Source organism: Paenibacillus sp. FSL R5-0744 (genome assembly GCF_037972555.1).
In the GTDB taxonomy this organism is placed as follows: Bacteria; Bacillota; Bacilli; order Paenibacillales; family Paenibacillaceae; genus Paenibacillus_AQ.
Window position 1 is genome coordinate 3,286,459 of sequence record NZ_CP150228.1, and the last position, 19,346, is coordinate 3,305,804.

Consider the following 19,346-nt stretch of genomic DNA (forward strand, 5'->3'; position numbering starts at 1 on the left):
TGGAGGGAAACCATATGAATCAGAGAGAGACTATTAAAACTAAAAGCCTTCATACCATTTCTTACGTAAGCAATAAGGGCGGTCCAACCTTGGGTTATTCCCCGGATTCTGGAGTGCAGATTCTCGAGCAGGATGGACTGTTCTTCAAAGATCTGAATCGTAATGGCAAGCTGGATAAATATGAGGACTGGCGATTGACGCCGCAAGAGCGGGCTCAAGATCTAGCTTCACAAATGAGTATTGAACAAATTGCTGGACTCATGCTGTATAGTCGTCATCAATCCATCCCAGCACTTAGTAGCAGCTGGTTCTCAGGAACGTATAACGGTAAATCTTATGAGGAGAGCGGAGCCAAACCATGGGAGCTTACCGATGAACAGCTGGCATTTCTGGCACAGGACCATCTAAGACATATTCTGGTGACCACCGTGGAAAGTCCGGAAATTGCCGCCCTGTGGAACAACCAGGTGCAGGCATTTGCAGAAGGAACCGGCCTTGGGATTCCAGCCAACAACAGCTCCGACCCACGCCATGGCTCAGATTCTAGCTCAGAGTTTAATGCTGGAGCTGGTGGGCAAATCTCCATGTGGCCGGAGACGCTGGGCCTTGCGGCAACCTTCGATCCGAAGATCACCTATCGTTTCGGGCAAGTTGCCTCACGTGAGTATCGTGCACTTGGTCTAGGGACGGCGCTATCGCCGCAAATCGATATTGCTACAGATCCACGATGGTTTCGTTTTAACGGCACTTTTGGCGAGGATTCGAAGTTATCTGCTGACATGGCAAAGGCTTATGTCGACGGCTTCCAGAGCTCGAAAGATGACAGGGAGATTAACGAAGGCTGGGGATATGACAGCGTGAACGCTATGGTAAAACACTGGCCTGGCGGTGGTTCCGGGGAAGGCGGAAGGGATGCGCATTATGCTTGTGGCAAATATGCTGTCTATCCGGGTGCTAACTTTGATGAACATCTTATTCCATTTACAGAAGGGGCTTTCAAGCTGGAAGGCCCAACCAAACAGGCTTCAGCGGTCATGCCATACTACACAATTTCTACAGATCAAGATCAGTTGAACGGGGAGAATGTCGGAAATTCTTATAGTTCCTATCTTATTACCGATCTGCTTCGGGAAAAATACGGTTACGATGGCGTTGTGTGCACAGATTGGCTCATTACAGCAGACGAATCAGATAGTAAGGATTCCTTTCTCAGTGGTAAACCTTGGGGCGTAGAGGGTATGTCCGTCGCAGAACGGCATTACAAGCTCTTGATGGCAGGCGTTGACCAATTCGGCGGCAATAATGAGATGGAGCCCGTCCTTGAAGCATACCGAATGGGAGTAGCTGAGCATGGAGAGGTATGGATGCGGAATCGCTTTGAGCGGTCAGCTGTTCGGCTTCTACTTAATATTTTCCGTCTGGGTCTCTTCGAGAACCCGTATTTGAAGCCTGAGGAGAGCGCTCGGATTGTTGGGAATCCTGAGTTTATGCAATCAGGCTATGAAGCACAGCTGAAGTCGATCGTGCTGCTGAAAAACAAAAATCGGGTATTGCCGTTGGCAGCGAAACAAACCGTATATGTTCCGAAGCGTTATACTCCAGCAGGAAAGGATTGGTTCGGCAACCCAACGCCGGAAAAGACAGAATATCCGGTGAACCTGGATGTTGTGTCTAAATATTATCATGTGACAGATCAGCCGGAAAAAGCAGACTTTGCTCTTGTCTTCATAAGCAGTCCTAAATCAGGAGTAGGCTTTAGTCAGGAAGATTCTGAGCAAGGCGGTAACGGCTATGTACCCATTAGCTTGCAATATAGACCGTACACTGCGGAACATGCTCGGGAGCAGAGCTTAGCTGGAGATGCGCGAGATAACGATGTACTCAACCGTTCTTATAAAGGAAAAACCGTTGTTACGCATAATGAGAGCGATCTGGATCGTGTCCTGGAAGCTCGCAAGCTGATGAAAGACAAACCGGTAATTGTGTCGATGTTATTGTCCAATCCTTCGGTTGTTGCTGAATTTGAGGGAGAGGTTGATGCTATACTTGTTAATTTTGGGTTACAGGATCAAGCACTTATGGAGGTGTTAACGGGTGCCGAGGAGCCTTCGGGATTGCTACCAGTACAAATGCCATCAGGTATGCAAACGGTAGAAGAGCAGCTGGAAGATGTGGCACATGACATGGAATGTCATGCGGATTCAGAAGGAAATGTATATGATTTTGCCTTTGGAATGAATTGGAATGCTGTTATAGAGGATGAAAGAACGAAGAATTACCGGAAATAAGAACCGTTCTGCGGAAAAATAAAAGCAAAGCACCGCCTGAAGAATTTATCAGGCGGTGCTTTGTATATTAATCGGTTTTTCCGATGGTGGAGCTATAAGTTCCTTTCCAACAAAGTCCCAAGTTGTTCAGCCAAGATTTGATGTGTTACAGGCTTCTCATTCTTGAACCACCATTCCACAACCCCTGCATAAGCTGATGCCACAAAACTAATGATAACCTCTTCATTTAATCCGTGGTTTATCCCTTCCGTTACATTTACTTCATGTCTAAACTCTTTTTGAAGAAAGGTTAAGAACCGATTACGGAAATAAGGAGCGCCTTTGCTCGCAAGCATCATAGAGAAAAAAGAATAATGATTATCGAAGTATTCCGTCCACTTCAACGTGGCCTCAATAAAATCTAAATCTGCTGCCGATTCGCAAAGTACTCTAAGAACTTCTATATGTTCCTCGATAAGCTTGTCTAATAAATCATATTTATCCTGATAATGAAGATAAAGGGTTCCTCGGCTTACATTTGCCTTGTCGGAGAGATCCTGTATGGTAATGTCGTCAAAATTCTTCTCGGACATCAATTCAATAACAGCTTTCTTAAGTGCTTCTTGCGATTTAAGAATCCTTCTATCCACTTTAGACATTTGAGTTTCTCCTTACCTTCAAAAAAAATGAACGCTTTTATAGGACCTGTTCAGTATTGAACAAAACACACACATCGCTTTAAAAAACCAGAAACCCGCAAATTTCTCTTTAAGAAGCGTAGACAAGCTCAATGACGATGGGCTAAGTATTCAAACCTGCCAAATGCAAAATCTGCTTCAGACGATCTATATCCACATAGATATCTTCGAATCCCGGAAAACGAATAGGAGGATCTGGCCAGCCTTGACCATACATCATGTAATAATCAAGAGCGTTATGGTTGCTGATCATCCAATACGTTGGAACGACATGCTGTTCATGAACAATTTCAATAACTTGTGTTCCAGATTGACAAAAAGCCAGATTGGCCAGTCCAGCGCCATGTGCTCCCATGATTACCTTTGCCGAAGCGAATAACTGGATTTGCTGGGCAACCGTCCAATCCTCAAGATAAATAGGTTGAATGCTATATTCTTCAAGGCAGCGTATAACTTCCTCTTCATTAACCAAACGCCTGGTGCTTGCTTTGTTTCGAGAAATATAAATACGCTCAGGTGTAGCGAGTGTTGATTCCCTGTGAGGCAATAATAATTTACGTAGCGTATCCGTGGTCCACGGGGGATAGTGGGAATTCATCATCAAAGAAGGGACAAGTAGCTGATCAGCTTCAAAGTAAGCTTCAGGATTTGTCCGGATTACTGAAGACTCTGATATACCGAGCATAGCCCAGGTTTGTTCCACAAATGGTCCATATGGATTTGGATTCATGATGATAGAGGTATAAGGAATTCCACTCGTTTTGAGCATCGCCAGCCTAGGGAGCACATCATACAACCAGTGGAAATAGTTATGGCTTCCGCAAAACGTCAACACAGCCACGGTTCCTTCTAAATATTGAAGTTTTGGATCATTCCACCGGTGGAACACAGGGTGTTCCTCAGCTTCTAGCATTCTATTTTGAACGGCGTCATATTCCTGTGACAGATCAAAGATCAGCTTTCCCTCCGGAGATAGAACAGCACCAGATTCTCCCCATACCCTTCCACTCGAGATGGTGGCTAAGTATCCGCCAAACGGCTGTAAACAATAAGGCGTCAGTGCAGGATGAATACTCGATTCAATGCTTTTAGGAGCGGTGAACTCGGCCACCTGACCGAAATCAAACGGAATAACCTGTCCAGCTTCATGGATAGTTCTTTTTTGTCCCCATTCTGTTTCAAGTTCCAAGACGCTCCGGTAATAACCAGAGGGCGCTCCCCCGTTCACAGAAAATCTCATCGTTTCACCTCTTTTGACCAAGTAGAACTCCAGAAACATCATTAAGCTATTCTATGGAACAAAGAACTTAACGACACAATTCCTTCTGAAAAGGGCGAGTGAACAGTTCCTTTATAGCTTCTTCCGATAAGCCTTAGGAGACATACCGTAGGTTTTGGAGAATTGTCGTGTAAAGTAATTGCTATCGCTAAACCCGCTTTCATGTGAGATCTGAGTAATACTGAAGTTAGAATGCTTCAACAAGCTGCAAGCCCGTTCCAGACGCAATCGATGGAGATAGGAGATAGGAGTCGTCTGATAGTAAGAGCGAAAGATCCGGTTTAAGTGCCTAACAGATATCCCTGCGTGTGCGGCGATTTGATCCAGCGACAACGTTTCAAGATAATGGTCTTCCATAAAAGAGAGCGACTTCGCCAAATGTATTAGATGATTATCCTGGCTGCCTTTATCCTGTTTTTCATAATGCCTTGATAAATAGACAACCAGTTCCATAAACCGTGAGACGAGCAACGTCTGATATCCTTGAAGCTTGTGGCTATATTCTTCAATCATACCGGCAATGAGTGCAGTGACAAACTCCAGCATTGGAATTGGCAAGCTTAGTTTACTTGTGTAGGCATGTTTATGACGATACAACGGTTCCAATACAAACAGCGCCTGAAAGCCATTCGAAGTTCGCAGATCCGGTCCAGCCGTCGACAGCATTTCAGGCTTGTACATAATATTACAGATCTTAAAATCCTGAGGATCTTTAAAAGCATGCGGGGTTGAACCGTTAATCACAAAAACATTTCCCTTCTTGATGAATGATTCTTCGGTATTCACAATATGAGTAGCAGTACCACTCAAGACGATTACAAGCTCTGAAAAGTCCACATGTCTATGAAGATCAGTATCATTGTCATGAAAGCCGTATTGAATAAAGAATGGGAATTTCTGATCTGATGTAAACCAATTCAAATAAAATTCGCTCAATTCGTAACCCTCCAAAAGCATGTCTAGATGAATGAATGTCTATATCATGCTATTTTACGACTGGATAATCAAGGTTTATCGTTTAGCTGGTGGAGTATAATCCTTGACATAGATGCAAATGTTCAACAAAAGGAGAATGCTTCATGAAATATAACAATCCGATATTACCAGGTTTTTATCCAGATCCAAGCATTTGCAGAGTAGGCGAGGATTACTTTTTGGTAAACAGTTCATTTGCTTACTCTCCGGGAATACCCATTTGGCATAGTAAAGATTTAGTCCATTGGAAGCAGCTCGGGTATTGCTTAACACGTGATTCCCAGCTTCAATTTGATAAATCGGTAGTGTCTGGAGGGGTGTGGGCACCAACCATTCGTCATCATAATGGTCGATTCTACATGGTGACGACAAATCAGGATAGCGGTGGACATTTCTATGTTTGGACGGTGGATCCAGCAGGTGAGTGGTCGGATCCTATTTATGTGGATCAGGAAGGGATTGATCCATCCTTATTTTTTGACGATGGAAAAGTATATTTTACAAGCACTGGCACCAAGGATGGTATGGGAATCTACCAATGTGAGATTGATATTGAAACGGGCCATAAGCTGTGCGATTCTCGTTTGATATGGACAGGCAGTGGCGGTAAATTTCCTGAAGGACCACATCTTTATAAAATAAATGGCTACTATTATTTAATGTGTGCTGAAGGTGGGACAGAATATGGACACATGGAAACCATAGCAAGAAGTAAATCACCCTATGGACCCTATGAATCCTCACCCCGGAACCCCATTTTGACTCACCGGAGCTCGGATTACCCTATACAAGCTACGGGACATGGCGATCTGGTAGAAGCACAGGATGGCAGCTGGTGGGCGGTATTTCTAGGGATTCGACCAGTAGGATATCCATATCGACATCATCTTGGCAGAGAGACATTTCTTGCTCCGGTCCATTGGAGTGAAGATGGATGGCCGATGATTGGAGATCACGGTGTTGTTGGATTAGAAATGGAAGCTGACACTCCACCACCAGTGCTATGGGAAGACGAGCCTGAGACCGATGATTTTAATCGATCTGATTTAGGAATGAGCTGGAATTTTATTCGCAATGCTAAAAAAGTCGATTGGTCTTTGCAGGAGCGACCAGGGTGGCTGGCATTACGTGGAGCGGATGTGAGATTAAGCGAACAGGGAACGCCTGCATTTATTGGCTGTAGACAGCGTCACTTGGATTGTGAAATCTCCACTAAAATGGAATTCAACCCACTAGATGGTGATGAAGCGGGGCTTGTTGTGTTTATGGATCAGATGTATCACTACGAAATCGGACTAACCCAGGTAGAAGGTGAAAATGTGATTACGCTGCGAAGACAAGTGGGTAGCATAAGTGATGTAAAATATTCTTCTCCATTGGAAGACACAGTCGTAGAATTGAAGATTCAAGTATTACCTGAGAAATATTTGTTCTCTTATCGAGGTGCAGATCAGTTATGGCATCCACTAGGTGAAGCGGAGACACACTTGATCTCTACTGAAGTGGCAGGTGGATTTACCGGAGTGTTCTTTGGGATGTATAACTACTCTATCAACCGAACAATCGCATATTATGATTGGTTCCGATATCAAAAGGAATAACAATCCTAAAATATGTTAAATTAAGAAATGGCGATGCTCGGGATGTTTCCCTGCACCGCCATTTCTTGTATTTGGCAATAGCTTAATTTTTCCGTATATATTCTATATACCAGTGCTGATTGTGACCGCCGTTATCACTCCATTGAATGGCCTGCGCACCGCTGGTTTTATCTTGTCCCGAAATATCCAATAACTTGCCACTGGCTCGGTTTTTAATTTTATACATGTTTTTTTCACCAGTTGGAATAAGTTCCCACTGTTGGTTCCACCCGTTATTGCTCGGCCATTGAATAACACTGGCCCCATCGGATGAAGATGCTCCGTTGACATCCAATAAATCTCCGCTAGCAATGTTTCTGAAATTATAATATCCGTTTTCTGCAATTTCGAGATACCATTTTTGATACTCTGCTCCTTGATCGATGTATTGTACGATAAGCGCACCGTCTGCTTGTGAATCCGCTCCGCTGACTGACAGCACGTTATTGCTGTGTTCATTAATAATTTTGAGAGGAATTGGCACTCCAGCGTACGTCGTTGAAGTTAGTGCGAGTGATGATGCAGATACAACTAACACAAGTGCCAAAAGAGTTTTCAAACCGTACCGAATGAGAGATCGTTTCATGAAAATACACTCCTTCTTCAATTTAATTTAATTTCTTAACCTGCGGCCTGTCCAATTTAAAAACAAGCTTTATGTATTCAACTTAACCACCTCCTAAATCAGTAAATGTATTGCATGTCATTTGATAGAATCTGAAAAAGGACTCTATCCTCAAAAGTAAATAGATAAAATATAAATAAATAATGGTTCATTTGCTAAGAATATACTTTAATATCAAATAATGAGTCAATATGATTTTTTTCTCTATTTATATAAAAATAATACTATCAACAGCTTTAAATGAGCACTTCAAAAACCAAAAATACTCATCGGACCATAAAAAGACACGGATACAAGTCAGTGTCTTTTTGTGGACATTCCTGATATTTCACTTCTATGTTCAGTGCTAAAGGAAATATCTTCTTGTCTACTTTTTAAGATATTCTTGGTAAGGTAAGGGGATATCAATGAATAAGAGGTGATGAGTTGTAATGATTAAGAAATACTGCTTGTTCTGTGATGAGATGGTATCCATTACATCGGAAGGTGATTACGATAGATTTTTAGGCTGTAATTGTTCTCCTGACGGGTTCTATAACTTATTGAGAGACAGCTATGAGCCTATAAACTCTCTCGCGCATCCAAAGAAACGCGATATGTTTCATGTGATATCGGCTTATATACGGGAGCTGACAGATCGCGGAGAAAAGGTCAGTCTATCGGCCGACGATTTAGAATCCATTGTAAACTCCTCGAAAATTCCAGTGACGATTGAAGATAAAGGAAACCGTTTACTGCAATACTTATACAGACATTCTGAAGCCCCTGGGGAATCCGTTGTTATTCAGCCACTCTCCAGTAGCTATAACCTAACGTATTCGCCTAATCTGCAAGAACTGGTATATATCATAGATAAGCTGATTAACGAGCAGTTTATGATCAGGGAAGGCATGACCTTTAAGCTGACGGATAAGGGATGGAATGAAGCTGCCGCAATCGCAGGAGGCAAAAAATTAAAACCCTGTATCGTTCTATTGTCAGATGCAGAGGATTTGCACACGGAGTGGGTGGATAAGCTGCTTCCTAAAATCGAGCAGTTTGGTTATATACCACGGTTACTAAGGCATACTTCAATGCATAACCGTGAACCGTATTCCTTAGAGCTTATAGAGGAGAGTAAACTGATTATCGCTGATTTAACCGGCCAATCCCCTGAAGTGTATTTTACTGCAGGATATGCGCTCGGGTTGAACATTCCAGTGATTTGGACTGTGAACAGCAGCGATGCTAATGATCTTTTCGTACAAGTGAAGAATATCCGTCCAATCGTTTGGGATACAGCTGAAGAGCTGGTAGTCTTACTCCAGCAGAAATTGAGTTTATAGAGTTCATGTCAAATTTAAAATGAACATCCAACACAGAAGAAGCCGCGATAGATTGCGGCTTCTTTCTTTTTGCTATGAAAGTTAATGTCCCCACACAACGCTATTACGAAATCTTTTTTCTATTATTGAGGACTGACCCGAGACCTACGAATAGAAATGCTACAATACTGCAGAAAAAAAATAGGTAACTAAGCGGAATTAAGAAGAAAGCCGGCTCATGCAAGATTCCATCCGATCCCACGCTTGAACCCACCATACGTGAGATCATTAAACTGATGATGCTTAATAATAATGGTGAAGCGGCTAATAGATATTTCTTTTTCATATGACATTCTCCTTTGCTTGATAACCATATAATACACAAAAAACACTCGCGAATCAACATTAATTTATTGTAATTCGATATATCATTATTGTAAATCAAATGAATTAACTTGTGCTAGGAATTGGATTTGAAAATGGGGACTTGACCATAATTGCTGGTGAGGACTATTATTTGGTTTAAACAAATTTAAGTAAGTCTCAAGGCTTTATTTGTATAGAAGGTCGCTCCAAGTCGGAAGGATTGAACTGTAACAGATAAATAGAAAACGGTTACATCGAATGCTTCGATAGTATGGAGGAACGACGTTCTGATCATTTGTATGACTTTTTAAATTTGTTCAATCAGTGAATGAACATAATAACAGGTTGAACAGCTGCAAGGGGGCAGATATGAAACCAATATTTAAGATTATGATTGTGGATGACGAGATGCTGGTTAGACAGGGAATTAAACATCTTTTGGATTGGGAACAAGAAGGGTATCGAATCGTCGGAGAGGCCTCTAACGGTGTTGAAGCACTGAGTATGATGGATGAGCTGAATCCTCATATTATTATTACGGATATCGTAATGCCAATAATGGGCGGGGAGAAGCTAGTCAAGATCGTTAAGGAGAAGTACCCACACATTGAAGTAATCGTCTTAAGCAGCTTCAGTGAATACGATTATGTCCGTTCCACATTTCAGAGTGGGGTAGCGGATTACATCCTTAAGCCGAAACTGGAAGCCGATTATCTGTTGTCCATCCTAAATAAAACTACAGCTAAGATGGCAGGGATGAAGATAAGCGACTCAGGGGCCGATCCAGAGGAAAAGCAGCTTTTGTTCGCGATCGAGAAGCTCATGACGGGTTATGAGTCAGTGCTAGAACCTGCTTTGCTTCATTCCAAGTTTCCACACGCACAATTCGCATTTTTCGGAGCAGATATGAAGCATATTAAAGATTCTGGTGATAAGTTAACGTTCGCAAATGAAATCGAAAGAGGAATTCAAAAGTTAGCATTGGACGATGTTGTGTTTATTCGGTTAAAGTTTGTTAACGACTCGGTCATTTATTTGCTTAACGTTAATCCAGAACATTGGGACGAGCTTGTGATTGAACTCCGTTTTCTGATCTCAGAAATAGAACATCGTGTGAAAGAAACACATTTTATTATCAGTCAGAGCTTCGCGCACTTTGAGAGACTTGGTGAGATTTATCGAGACAATTACTTGAAGCTTACACGATACAGTTTCTACTTGCCAGAACGAAGTCTGATTGAGAATGATCATTTGCCGGGTCTTCCGGGAGCATATCAGGAAATTGATATGGGAGAATTAATGGACCAGTTGAGACGTAAGCAATTCCAGAAGGCATTTACAGAGTTTCTTGAATATGTCCATCTGCGTTCAATGGATTATCGCATTGATATTTTCGAATTTAAATCGCTATTGGGCAACTTTATATTTAACGTAGCGACCACGCTTGGAAAAATGAAGTGTGAGATCGGAGGTCTGGAGGAGACCAAATACGACTACTTCCGAAAAATAGATGAAGCGATGTATGCAAGTGATGCTATTGCAGTTACCGAAGCATTCATTCGTGAAGTGGAGCGAACTATTGGTGAGACGAATTCATCGGTTAACCCCAATATGACGAAGCTACTCGAATATATTCAGAATCATTATGCAGATCCAATCACATTAACAGGGGTAGCTAGACAGTTTCATTTCAATGCTTCTTATTTATCGAGCTACTTTACTGCACACAATGGCGAAGGGTTTAGTGAGTACCTGAACAAAGTCCGGTTGGAAAAAGCTATGGAACTGCTCGAGACAACGGAAAAATCAATTTCTGATATCAGCGCAAGCGTGGGTTATTCAGATCAGAGTTATTTCACCAAGGTATTTAAAAAGCAGACTGGCATTTCTCCAAGCCGGTACCGGAGACGGGACGTAGACCAGCCATGATTGGAAATTTCATTAACAATATTAGAAAGCAGGGCTTATTCCTCAAGCTGTTTCTCGTGACCCTAATTAGCATCGTAACTGTATCACTCTTGACGCTGGCTATTACAATTAGTATGTCGGAGAAATTATTTTTACAGACCTTTAGTATTACAAACGGCAAACTGCTGAATCAGATGAAGTCAAACCTGGAATCGTATAACAACATTATTGCTACCGGTGCTACTATGATGGCTCAAAATGAAGCTATCCGGAATTATTTATCTAGCGGAGAGACGGATGCAGTGAATCTTGCGATCAAAACATATCACATGACAGAGGGCATGCGGGCAATCCGCTCTAACCTCAGCGCCGTTGATGTTGGTATCATGATCGTGGGTGTAAATGGCAGGAGTTATTCAACAGATCCTTGGTATTGGGACATTTCTGCAGATGAACTAATGGCTCACCCAATAACGAAGGAAACCATATCCCATCCTGATCAAATCCTGTACCAGCTCGATCTAAGGGAAAATAAAGAGAACGTGAAAGAGCCTATGCTGGTAGCTTCCAAAGCTTTATTTGATCATTCAACCGGAAGAATTTATGGCACCATGTACGTAGCCATTCGTGATCGAGATTTCAAGCCCTTTTACGCTAACTTTACGAGTGAGGGTAATGACGTCGTGTTGCTGAATAAGAAGGGATTAATTGTATCCAGCAGCAAGACAGAAATGATTGGGCTCCGCGATAAAAAGCTGCTGCAAGAAGTAGAGGATGGAGGTAAAGATGGCGATTCTACCTATGTGATGGGGAATGAACGAATTGTTTTCTCGGAATACTTACCTGAATTTGATTTTTACATGGTGAACCTGATAGATAAGAACGCCGTGACCGGACAGATGGTGAATGCCAAAGCGGTGACACTGACAATCATGGCTATCGTGGCAATATCGCTCATTATTGTTTTTTTGATTACCCGAAAAATGACGAAGTCCTTACGTGTACTCGTTAAACAGATGTCGAGTATTCCTACAGGTGATTTCGATAATCATGTAGATGTCACTAATAGTAGTTATGAAGTTAAGGAGTTAGGTAACGCCTTCAATTTTATGCTTGATTCACTTCATGATTATGTTGATAAGCTGATGGAGACTCAGAAGCAACAACGTAATGCGGAGCTGGCGGCACTCCAAATGCAGATTAACCCACATTTTTTATATAATACGCTGGCTTCTATCAAATTTCTGGTGCAGCAGGGCAATAAGGAAAAAGCAGCTGGAACGATAAATTCACTAATCTCACTCCTGCAAAATACAGTAAGCGATGTTCATTCTACTATTCCTGTTAGTCAAGAATTGGAGTCGTTGAAGCATTATGTGTATATCAATCACGTGAGATATGGCGAGAAGATTCGTGTGAATTACTTTGTGGAGCCAGAGAGCTTGGATTATCATATGCCGAAGCTAATTCTTCAACCTTTTATCGAAAATGCATTCTTTCATGCATTCAACCTTAAAGATGAGGGAAGAATTCTCATCATGATTTCCGTACAGGAAGAGCAACTAGTATGTGAAGTTGTAGATAACGGTGATGGAATGGATCTTGACCCGAATTTGCTGGAAGAGGAGCAGCTACCAGCTTCGAAGCACAAACGCCAACTGTTCTCCGGGATCGGTATACGGAATGTGGATGATAGAATCAAATTGTTATACGGTGAGAGATACGGGATTAATATTACAAGCAAACGGAATGAAGGTACACAAATCGTTGTTACGCTTCCATTGTTAAAAAACTAAAAATTTTACATGAATCTAAAAATAGTACCAGAGTCGATATTAGAATCAAAATAGGACCCAATAATATCACCAAAGCTAACAAAGATACTGCCAAAGAAAACGAATACAAAATGATAAGATGGAGGCGTAGAAGAGAAAACGCTTCCATCTTTATTATTTTTCAGACTATCAAGGGGGTTTACGTAGTGAAAAAATTATTATCCGTAATGCTAGCTAGTGTGGTTCTACTGTCGGCATGTTCCACAGGTGGAACGAAAAATGAAACGAGCAACTCTGGTAACTCCGGTGCCGAAGGTAGCAGCAAGCCAAAAGAGATTACAGTTTGGGCTTGGGACCCGGCGTTTAACATTGCCGCTATGAATGTTGCCAAAGATGCTTATGCGAAAGTTAATCCGGACGTAACGGTTAACGTCGTTGAGAACGCGCAAGCTGATATCGTTCAAAAGCTGAATACGGGGCTAAACTCTGGTTCCACGAAGGGTCTGCCTAACATTGTGTTGATCGAAGATTATCGTGCACAGAGCTTCTTACAAGCATATCCAGATTCTTTTTATGAATTGACGGATGTTGTAAAGGCTGCTGACTTTGCGGATTATAAGATTGGCCCTACCAGTGTTGACGGCAAACAATACGGTGTTCCGTTTGACTCTGGCGTAACTGGAATGTATGTACGGACAGACTATCTCGAGCAAGCAGGCTACAGCCTGGATGCATTACAGGATATCGACTGGAAGCAATATATCGAGATCGGTAAAGCTGTAAAAGAGAAAACCGGCAAAAGCATGCTAACACTTGATCCGAACGACCTTGGTCTTATCCGAGTGATGATCCAATCGGCGGGCGCATGGTATACCGGAGATGATGGTCAGACTCCGACTATAGAAAGCAACCCTGCTTTGAAAGAGGCACTTGTGATGTACAAAGAAATGATGGATTCCGGGATCGTAAAAGTAATTTCAGACTGGAGTCAGTTTGTAGGTGCATTCAATGGTGGTGAAGTGGCTAGTGTACCTACAGGTAACTGGATTACACCTTCGATTAAAGCAGAAGCTTCTCAATCTGGTAAATGGGCAGTAGCTCCACTACCTAAGTTAGGAGGAACAGAAGGCTCTGTTCACGCTTCCAACCTTGGAGGTAGTTCCTGGTACGTAATGAATGTAGATGGTAAAGAAGCAGCAGCTGAGTTCCTATCTAAGACTTTTGCTTCTGATGCTGAACTGTATCAGACGTTGAATACAAAAGTTGGTGTTATCGGCACCTTGAAAGCTGCGGCGAGCGGTGAAGCTTACTCAGCTGCGGATGAATTTTTCAAAGGCCAAAAGGTCGTATCAGACTTTGCAGCATGGACCGAGCAAATTCCTAACGTCAACTATGGCATGAACACTTACGCAATCGAGGACATTATGGTTGTAGCAGTACAATCTTATCTAGGTGGCAAAGATGTAGACACTGTTCTGAAAGATGCGCAGAAGCAAGCGGATACTCAAATTCGCTAATCGCACTTAGGCTGTACAACCGATGCCCTTGCTCCTTCTTCTCCTGTAAATTGGATTTATACAGAAGGATAGGTAGCAGGGGCTTTCATCTCTAATATATAAGACAGAAGGGTGCGGAGTGGAGTGGAAACTATAAAGACAGGGCTAAGCCCGCAAAAACATAAGAGCTCTAAAGGGTCACGGCAGATCCGTCTGACGGGTTGGTTATTCGTCCTTGTGCCGGTCATTATGATCAGTATTTTCTATTTTTATCCAATGATCCAAGCGTTAATTCTATCCTTTAAGACGGGTAGAGGCAACAATCTTCAGTTTACCGGACTAGATAACTATATTCGATTGTTTAGCGATACTACTTTTCTTACTGCCGTCAAAAATACATTTATTTATTTGATTATTCAGGTTCCAGTCATGCTGGTACTGGCGCTCTTTATCGCCGTCCTGCTAAATGACGATAGACTGAAATTTAAGGGTTTTTTCAGAACGGCTATATTTCTGCCGACGGTAACCTCACTTGTAGCGTATTCCGTTGTTTTCAAGTACATGTTTGGAGCCGAAGGGATCATTAACAAATTTCTGGTGAATCTTCATCTAATCAGCGAACCGATTCAATGGATTACTGACCCCTTCTGGGCCAAAGTTACGATCATCATTGCTATCACCTGGCGCTTTACTGGCTATAATATGATTTTCTATTTATCATCCCTGCAAAATGTAGACAAATCTATATATGAAGCTGCTCACATAGATGGCGCTAGTGCATTTACTCAATTTTTCAAAATCACAATTCCTCTACTGAAACCGATTATCTTGTTTACGACGATAACATCGACCATTGGAACACTTCAGTTGTTTGATGAGGTGGTTAACATCACGAAAGGTGGACCCGGCAATGCAACCATGTCGATTTCCCAATATATTTACAACCTTTCCTTTGAATACACACCTGACTTTGGATACGCTGCAACCGTCTCCTACTCGATTGTTGTAATGGTACTCATTCTGACGCTGATTCAGAACAAAGTAGGAGGAGACAAGAGATAATGAAAACTAAACGCATGTTTACTTACCTGTTTCTAGTCATCGCTGCGCTGATCTCTATCTTTCCATTTATCTGGATGGTTATTAGTGCCACGAATCAGTCGGTTGATGTAACTAAAGGGACATTACTACCAGGTGCGCATCTCTTTAAAAATATTGACAATCTGTTCAATTCCGTAGATATGTGGCAAGCTCTTTGGAACTCTGCAAAAATCTCTGTTGTTACTACTTTACTTTCACTATTGGTAGCATCAGCGGCTGGATATGGTTTTGAAATGTACCGCAGCCGTGGTAAAGATATCGTATTTAATATCTTACTAGCCTCTATGATGATTCCGTTCGCGGCAATCATGGTACCTCTATTTCAAATGTTTGCCAAAGTATCGAGTGTTGTGCCGTTCCTTGGTATCGATACGGCAGCAGCAGTTATTATGCCGACATTTACAACAGCATTCTTAATTTTCTTCTTCCGTCAAAACACAAAAATGTTTCCTAAAGAAATGATGGAAGCCGGTCGCATCGATGGTCTTTCGGAATTTGGTTTATTCTTCCGCATATATATGCCAACGATGAAATCAACTTATGCTGCCGCGGCGATTATCACCTTCCTTAACAGCTGGAACAACTATTTATGGCCTTTGATCGTATTGCAATCACCAGAAAATATGACCGTGCCATTGCTAATATCGAATCTTGGATCGGGTTATGCGCCTGACTATGGTCTGATTATGTCCGCGATTGTCATTACGACTCTGCCGACTGCACTTGTATTCTTCATGATGCAAAAGCAATTTGTGGCTGGTATGACGGGTTCAGTTAAATAAGAAAGCGATCATTTTAATAGCAGAAGGAGGAAAATTAGATGAAGCAGCAGGTTGAACGGGGCGTCACTCCAAGCCTGGAATGGTTGTCAGACCCTTCCATTTATGCAGTAGGCAGAATACATGCGCACTCCGATCATCGGTATTACGAGACGAAATTTGAGGCTGAAGGGCTTGGAGATATGCGTTGGCGCCATAGCCTGAACGGAAGCTGGAAATTTAGCTACGCCCACAACGCTATGGAACGACAGGCGCATTTTTATAAGGAGAACGTGTCCTGTAGAGGGTGGGATGATATTGAGGTTCCTGGACATATCCAGCTTCAGGGTTTTGGGCAGCCTCAGTACGTGAATACGATGTATCCATGGGATGGTCATGAGCATCTTAGACCTCCAATGATATCTGAGGATCACAATCCTGTAGGCAGCTATGTTAAATATTTTGAAGTGCCTTTAGGCTGGGAGCAACGTCCACTGTATATCTCTTTTCAGGGAGTTGAATCCGCTTTTTATATCTGGCTAAATGGGGAGTTTGTTGGCTATAGCGAGGATAGCTTTACGCCGAGTGAATTTGATCTGACACCGTACTTGACGGCAGGTGAGAATAAGCTGGCGGTTGAGGTCTATCAGCGCAGTACCGGAAGTTGGTTGGAGGATCAGGATTTCTGGCGCTTCTCCGGAATCTTTCGCGATGTGTATCTATATACTGTGCCTGATGTTCACGTGAGGGATCTCCACGTTCAGACCGATCTGGATGAGAAGTTTGAGCAGGGAACGCTAACGGCTGTATTGCAGTTGATGGGTAAGCCTGCTTCGAAAGTGGTCCTTGAACTTAAGGATAAGGCATGTAATCTTGTAGTTCGTAGCGAGACTGGAATTTCAGGAGATTCCGTTTCGCTTACGGTTGAGGCATCAAAGGTTCATCTGTGGAGCGCAGAAGATCCTAATTTGTATACCCTTTACGTATCTGTCTTCAACGCATCCGGGGATCTTGTGGAAGTTGTGCCGCAAAAGGTTGGATTTCGAAAATTCGAGATGATCGATAAGATTATGTACTTAAATGGTAAACGTATTGTATTCAAAGGTGTCAACCGGCACGAGTTTAATTCGCGCTTCGGACGCAGTATTACGAAAGAAGATATGCAATGGGATATAAAGACTTTGAAACAGGCGAATATCAACGCTGTACGGACGTCGCACTATCCGAATGAAACACTCTGGTATGAGCTGTGTGATGAGTACGGTGTGTATGTTATTGACGAGATGAATTTAGAATCGCATGGATCATGGCAAAAAATGGGTGTTGTAGAACCGTCTTGGAACATACCGGGCAGTAAGCCTGAATGGCAGGATATCGTAATGGATCGTGCGATTTCCATGGTGGAGAGAGACAAGAACCATCCATCGATTCTGATTTGGTCCTGTGGCAACGAGTCTTTTGCCGGAGAAGTCATTCGGAACGTTGCGAATTATTTTCGTGAGAAGGATTCTACGCGTCTGGTTCATTACGAAGGGGTGTTCCATAACCGGGATTATGATGATGCGAGTGATATGGAAAGCCGGATGTATGCGAAAGCAGCAGATATCGAAATGTATCTAAAAGAAAATCCATTAAAGCCATATATTAGCTGCGAATACATGCATGCGATGGGGAATTCCGTTGGAGGATTGCATAAATACACAGAGCTAGAGCAGAAGTATCCAATGTATCAAGGTGGATTTATCTGGGATTTCATGGATCAGGTCATCGTAAAAAATGATCGATATGGCAAACCTTATATGGCTTATGGTGGAGACTTCGATGACCGTTCAACCGATTACAACTTCTCAGGAAACGGAATTGTGTATGCGGATCGCAGATGGTCTCCGAAAATGCAGGAAGTGAAATTTCTATATCAGAACGTCAAACTTTCCCCTGATTGCTATGGGGTTATCATCAGAAATGAGAACTTATTTGTTGGCTTGGATGCTTATAAATTGAACTATTGTCTGAATTATGAGGGCAAGGAATTCCATCATGGCATTGTATTCGCCCAGGTTAAACCCGGAGAAGAAAGATATGTAGAACTTGATTTACCAGAGACTAACCTGTCTGGTGAGTATAGTTTAGATGTTTCTCTTGTGCTCAAAGAAGATTCGTTATGGGCAAGCGCTGGTTATGAAATCGCTTTTGGACAGTATGTATTTCAAGTGGAGAACAAGTCAGAAGATGAGGTTACAACACAGCCTAAGGTAAGCACTAATGTAAATGATTTTCGCGTAGTTGAAGGGGATGTAAATATTGGCGTTCACGGTCGTGACTTCTCTGTAATGTTCTCGAAGCAGGCTGGTACACTAATATCCGTCAAATATTCAGGAAGGGAAATGATCTCTTCGCCGCCGGCACCGCTCTTCTGGAGAGCGATGACAGACAACGACAAGGGGGCGGGAATGCATTTCGACTCTTCCACTTGGTATGCTGCAAGCTTGAGCCGAAGAACCTTAAACTTCGAGCTTATGGAAGAAGAGGACCGAGCTACTGTGACTTACGTGTATAAACTGAGTGTGTCAGAAGGAGTACGAGTAAGTGTAACTTACACGGTGTTCTCCGATGGGAGCATAAAGGTAAAATCAAGCTACCATGGAGAGCCGGGTTTACCGAAGTTTCCCCTTTTCGCTTTAACCTTCAAGGTGCCAGCGGATTATTACCAGCTGAATTGGTATGCGAATGGGCCAGAAGAAAATTATATTGACCGTTCGTTTGGCGCGAGATTGTGTCGCTTTCAGAATCATGCGGTGGACAATGTATCGTCCTATTTGGTACCGCAGGAATCAGGCAACCGTACAGGTGTGCGTGAAGTATCCGTAACCAACGATCTTGGTCAAGGGATTATAATATCCTCACCAGTCTCAGCCCCTGTTGAAGCCAACATATCGCCATATTCCGCAATGGAGCTGGAGAATGCGACGCATCATTATGAGCTGCCGAACATTCATCATACCGTTGTTACGATTGCCGGTCGTCAAATGGGCGTTGGCGGTGATGACAGCTGGGGAGCACCAGTTCTTGATGAATATTTAATTGATCCATCAATAGATTTGGATTTTGAATTTACAATTCGCAGAGCATAATTAGAGACGGATAGCAGTTGCCT

14 protein-coding genes are annotated in these 19,346 nt (G+C 42.6%); 9 read left to right on the plus strand and 5 right to left on the minus strand.

The genetic code is table 11. The annotated features are described in order from the left end of the window. The first annotated feature begins 14 nt into the window (after positions 1–14). Positions 15–2,288, plus strand: coding sequence for a glycoside hydrolase family 3 N-terminal domain-containing protein (locus tag MKY19_RS14500; protein ID WP_339803872.1), 2,274 nt, complete (start codon positions 15–17; stop codon positions 2,286–2,288). Between the two features lie 92 nt (positions 2,289–2,380). Here the strand turns inward: MKY19_RS14500 and MKY19_RS14505 are convergent, their stop codons facing one another. The 3 genes from MKY19_RS14505 to MKY19_RS14515 all read right to left on the minus strand — a co-directional run bounded on the left by MKY19_RS14505 (position 2,381) and on the right by MKY19_RS14515 (position 5,180). Then, the gene (locus MKY19_RS14505; RefSeq protein WP_339803875.1) at positions 2,381–2,926 is read right to left on the minus strand and encodes a TetR/AcrR family transcriptional regulator; all 546 of its coding nucleotides are present in this window, start codon (positions 2,924–2,926) and stop codon (positions 2,381–2,383) included. 142 nt (positions 2,927–3,068) lie between these two features. After that, entirely contained in the window at positions 3,069–4,205 is a 1,137-nt protein-coding gene (locus tag MKY19_RS14510) for a glycosyltransferase 61 family protein (protein WP_339803878.1), read from the minus strand. 111 nt (positions 4,206–4,316) lie between these two features. After that, a complete protein-coding gene (locus MKY19_RS14515) occupies positions 4,317–5,180 on the minus strand; it encodes a helix-turn-helix domain-containing protein (RefSeq protein WP_339803881.1) in 864 nt (287 codons plus the stop codon). Positions 5,181–5,323: 143 nt separating this feature from the next. Between MKY19_RS14515 and MKY19_RS14520 the strand changes: the two genes are divergently transcribed. Next, on the plus strand, positions 5,324–6,820 hold the full coding sequence (locus tag MKY19_RS14520) for a glycoside hydrolase family 43 protein (protein WP_339803884.1): 1,497 nt from the start codon (positions 5,324–5,326) through the stop codon (positions 6,818–6,820). A gap of 82 nt (positions 6,821–6,902) precedes the next feature. On the opposite strand, the gene MKY19_RS14525 is transcribed toward MKY19_RS14520, so the two are convergent. After that, a complete protein-coding gene (locus MKY19_RS14525; protein WP_052404286.1) occupies positions 6,903–7,445 on the minus strand; it encodes an RICIN domain-containing protein in 543 nt (180 codons plus the stop codon). A gap of 470 nt (positions 7,446–7,915) precedes the next feature. Here MKY19_RS14525 and MKY19_RS14530 point away from each other — a divergent pair, with 470 nt between their 5' ends. Then, positions 7,916–8,809 (plus strand): hypothetical protein, encoded by an 894-nt coding sequence (locus MKY19_RS14530; RefSeq protein WP_042188161.1) that lies wholly within the window; start codon positions 7,916–7,918, stop codon positions 8,807–8,809. 103 nt (positions 8,810–8,912) lie between these two features. Here MKY19_RS14530 and MKY19_RS14535 read toward each other — a convergent pair whose 3' ends face one another. Next, a complete protein-coding gene (locus MKY19_RS14535; RefSeq protein WP_042188163.1) occupies positions 8,913–9,134 on the minus strand; it encodes a DUF3955 domain-containing protein in 222 nt (73 codons plus the stop codon). A 389-nt stretch (positions 9,135–9,523) separates the two neighbouring features. Here MKY19_RS14535 and MKY19_RS14540 point away from each other — a divergent pair, with 389 nt between their 5' ends. From MKY19_RS14540 to MKY19_RS14565, 6 genes are all read left to right on the plus strand, one after another. Beyond that, positions 9,524–11,083, plus strand: a complete 1,560-nt coding sequence (locus MKY19_RS14540) for a response regulator transcription factor (RefSeq protein ID WP_339803888.1) — start codon at positions 9,524–9,526, stop codon at positions 11,081–11,083. Continuing rightward, on the plus strand, positions 11,080–12,858 hold the full coding sequence (locus MKY19_RS14545) for a sensor histidine kinase (protein ID WP_339803890.1): 1,779 nt from the start codon (positions 11,080–11,082) through the stop codon (positions 12,856–12,858). Before MKY19_RS14540 ends, MKY19_RS14545 begins: the two co-directional genes overlap by 4 nt. 185 nt (positions 12,859–13,043) lie before the next feature. Next, positions 13,044–14,354: an extracellular solute-binding protein gene (locus MKY19_RS14550; protein ID WP_339803893.1), complete on the plus strand. Its 1,311-nt coding sequence runs from the start codon at positions 13,044–13,046 to the stop codon at positions 14,352–14,354. Between the two features lie 132 nt (positions 14,355–14,486). Continuing rightward, the gene (locus tag MKY19_RS14555; RefSeq protein WP_076285839.1) at positions 14,487–15,395 is read left to right on the plus strand and encodes a sugar ABC transporter permease; all 909 of its coding nucleotides are present in this window, start codon (positions 14,487–14,489) and stop codon (positions 15,393–15,395) included. Then, positions 15,395–16,216: a carbohydrate ABC transporter permease gene (locus MKY19_RS14560; RefSeq protein WP_076299057.1), complete on the plus strand. Its 822-nt coding sequence runs from the start codon at positions 15,395–15,397 to the stop codon at positions 16,214–16,216. Before MKY19_RS14555 ends, MKY19_RS14560 begins: the two co-directional genes overlap by 1 nt. A 38-nt stretch (positions 16,217–16,254) precedes the next feature. Beyond that, entirely contained in the window at positions 16,255–19,323 is a 3,069-nt protein-coding gene (locus tag MKY19_RS14565; protein WP_339803897.1) for a glycoside hydrolase family 2 TIM barrel-domain containing protein, read from the plus strand. Positions 19,324–19,346: the final 23 nt, after the last annotated feature.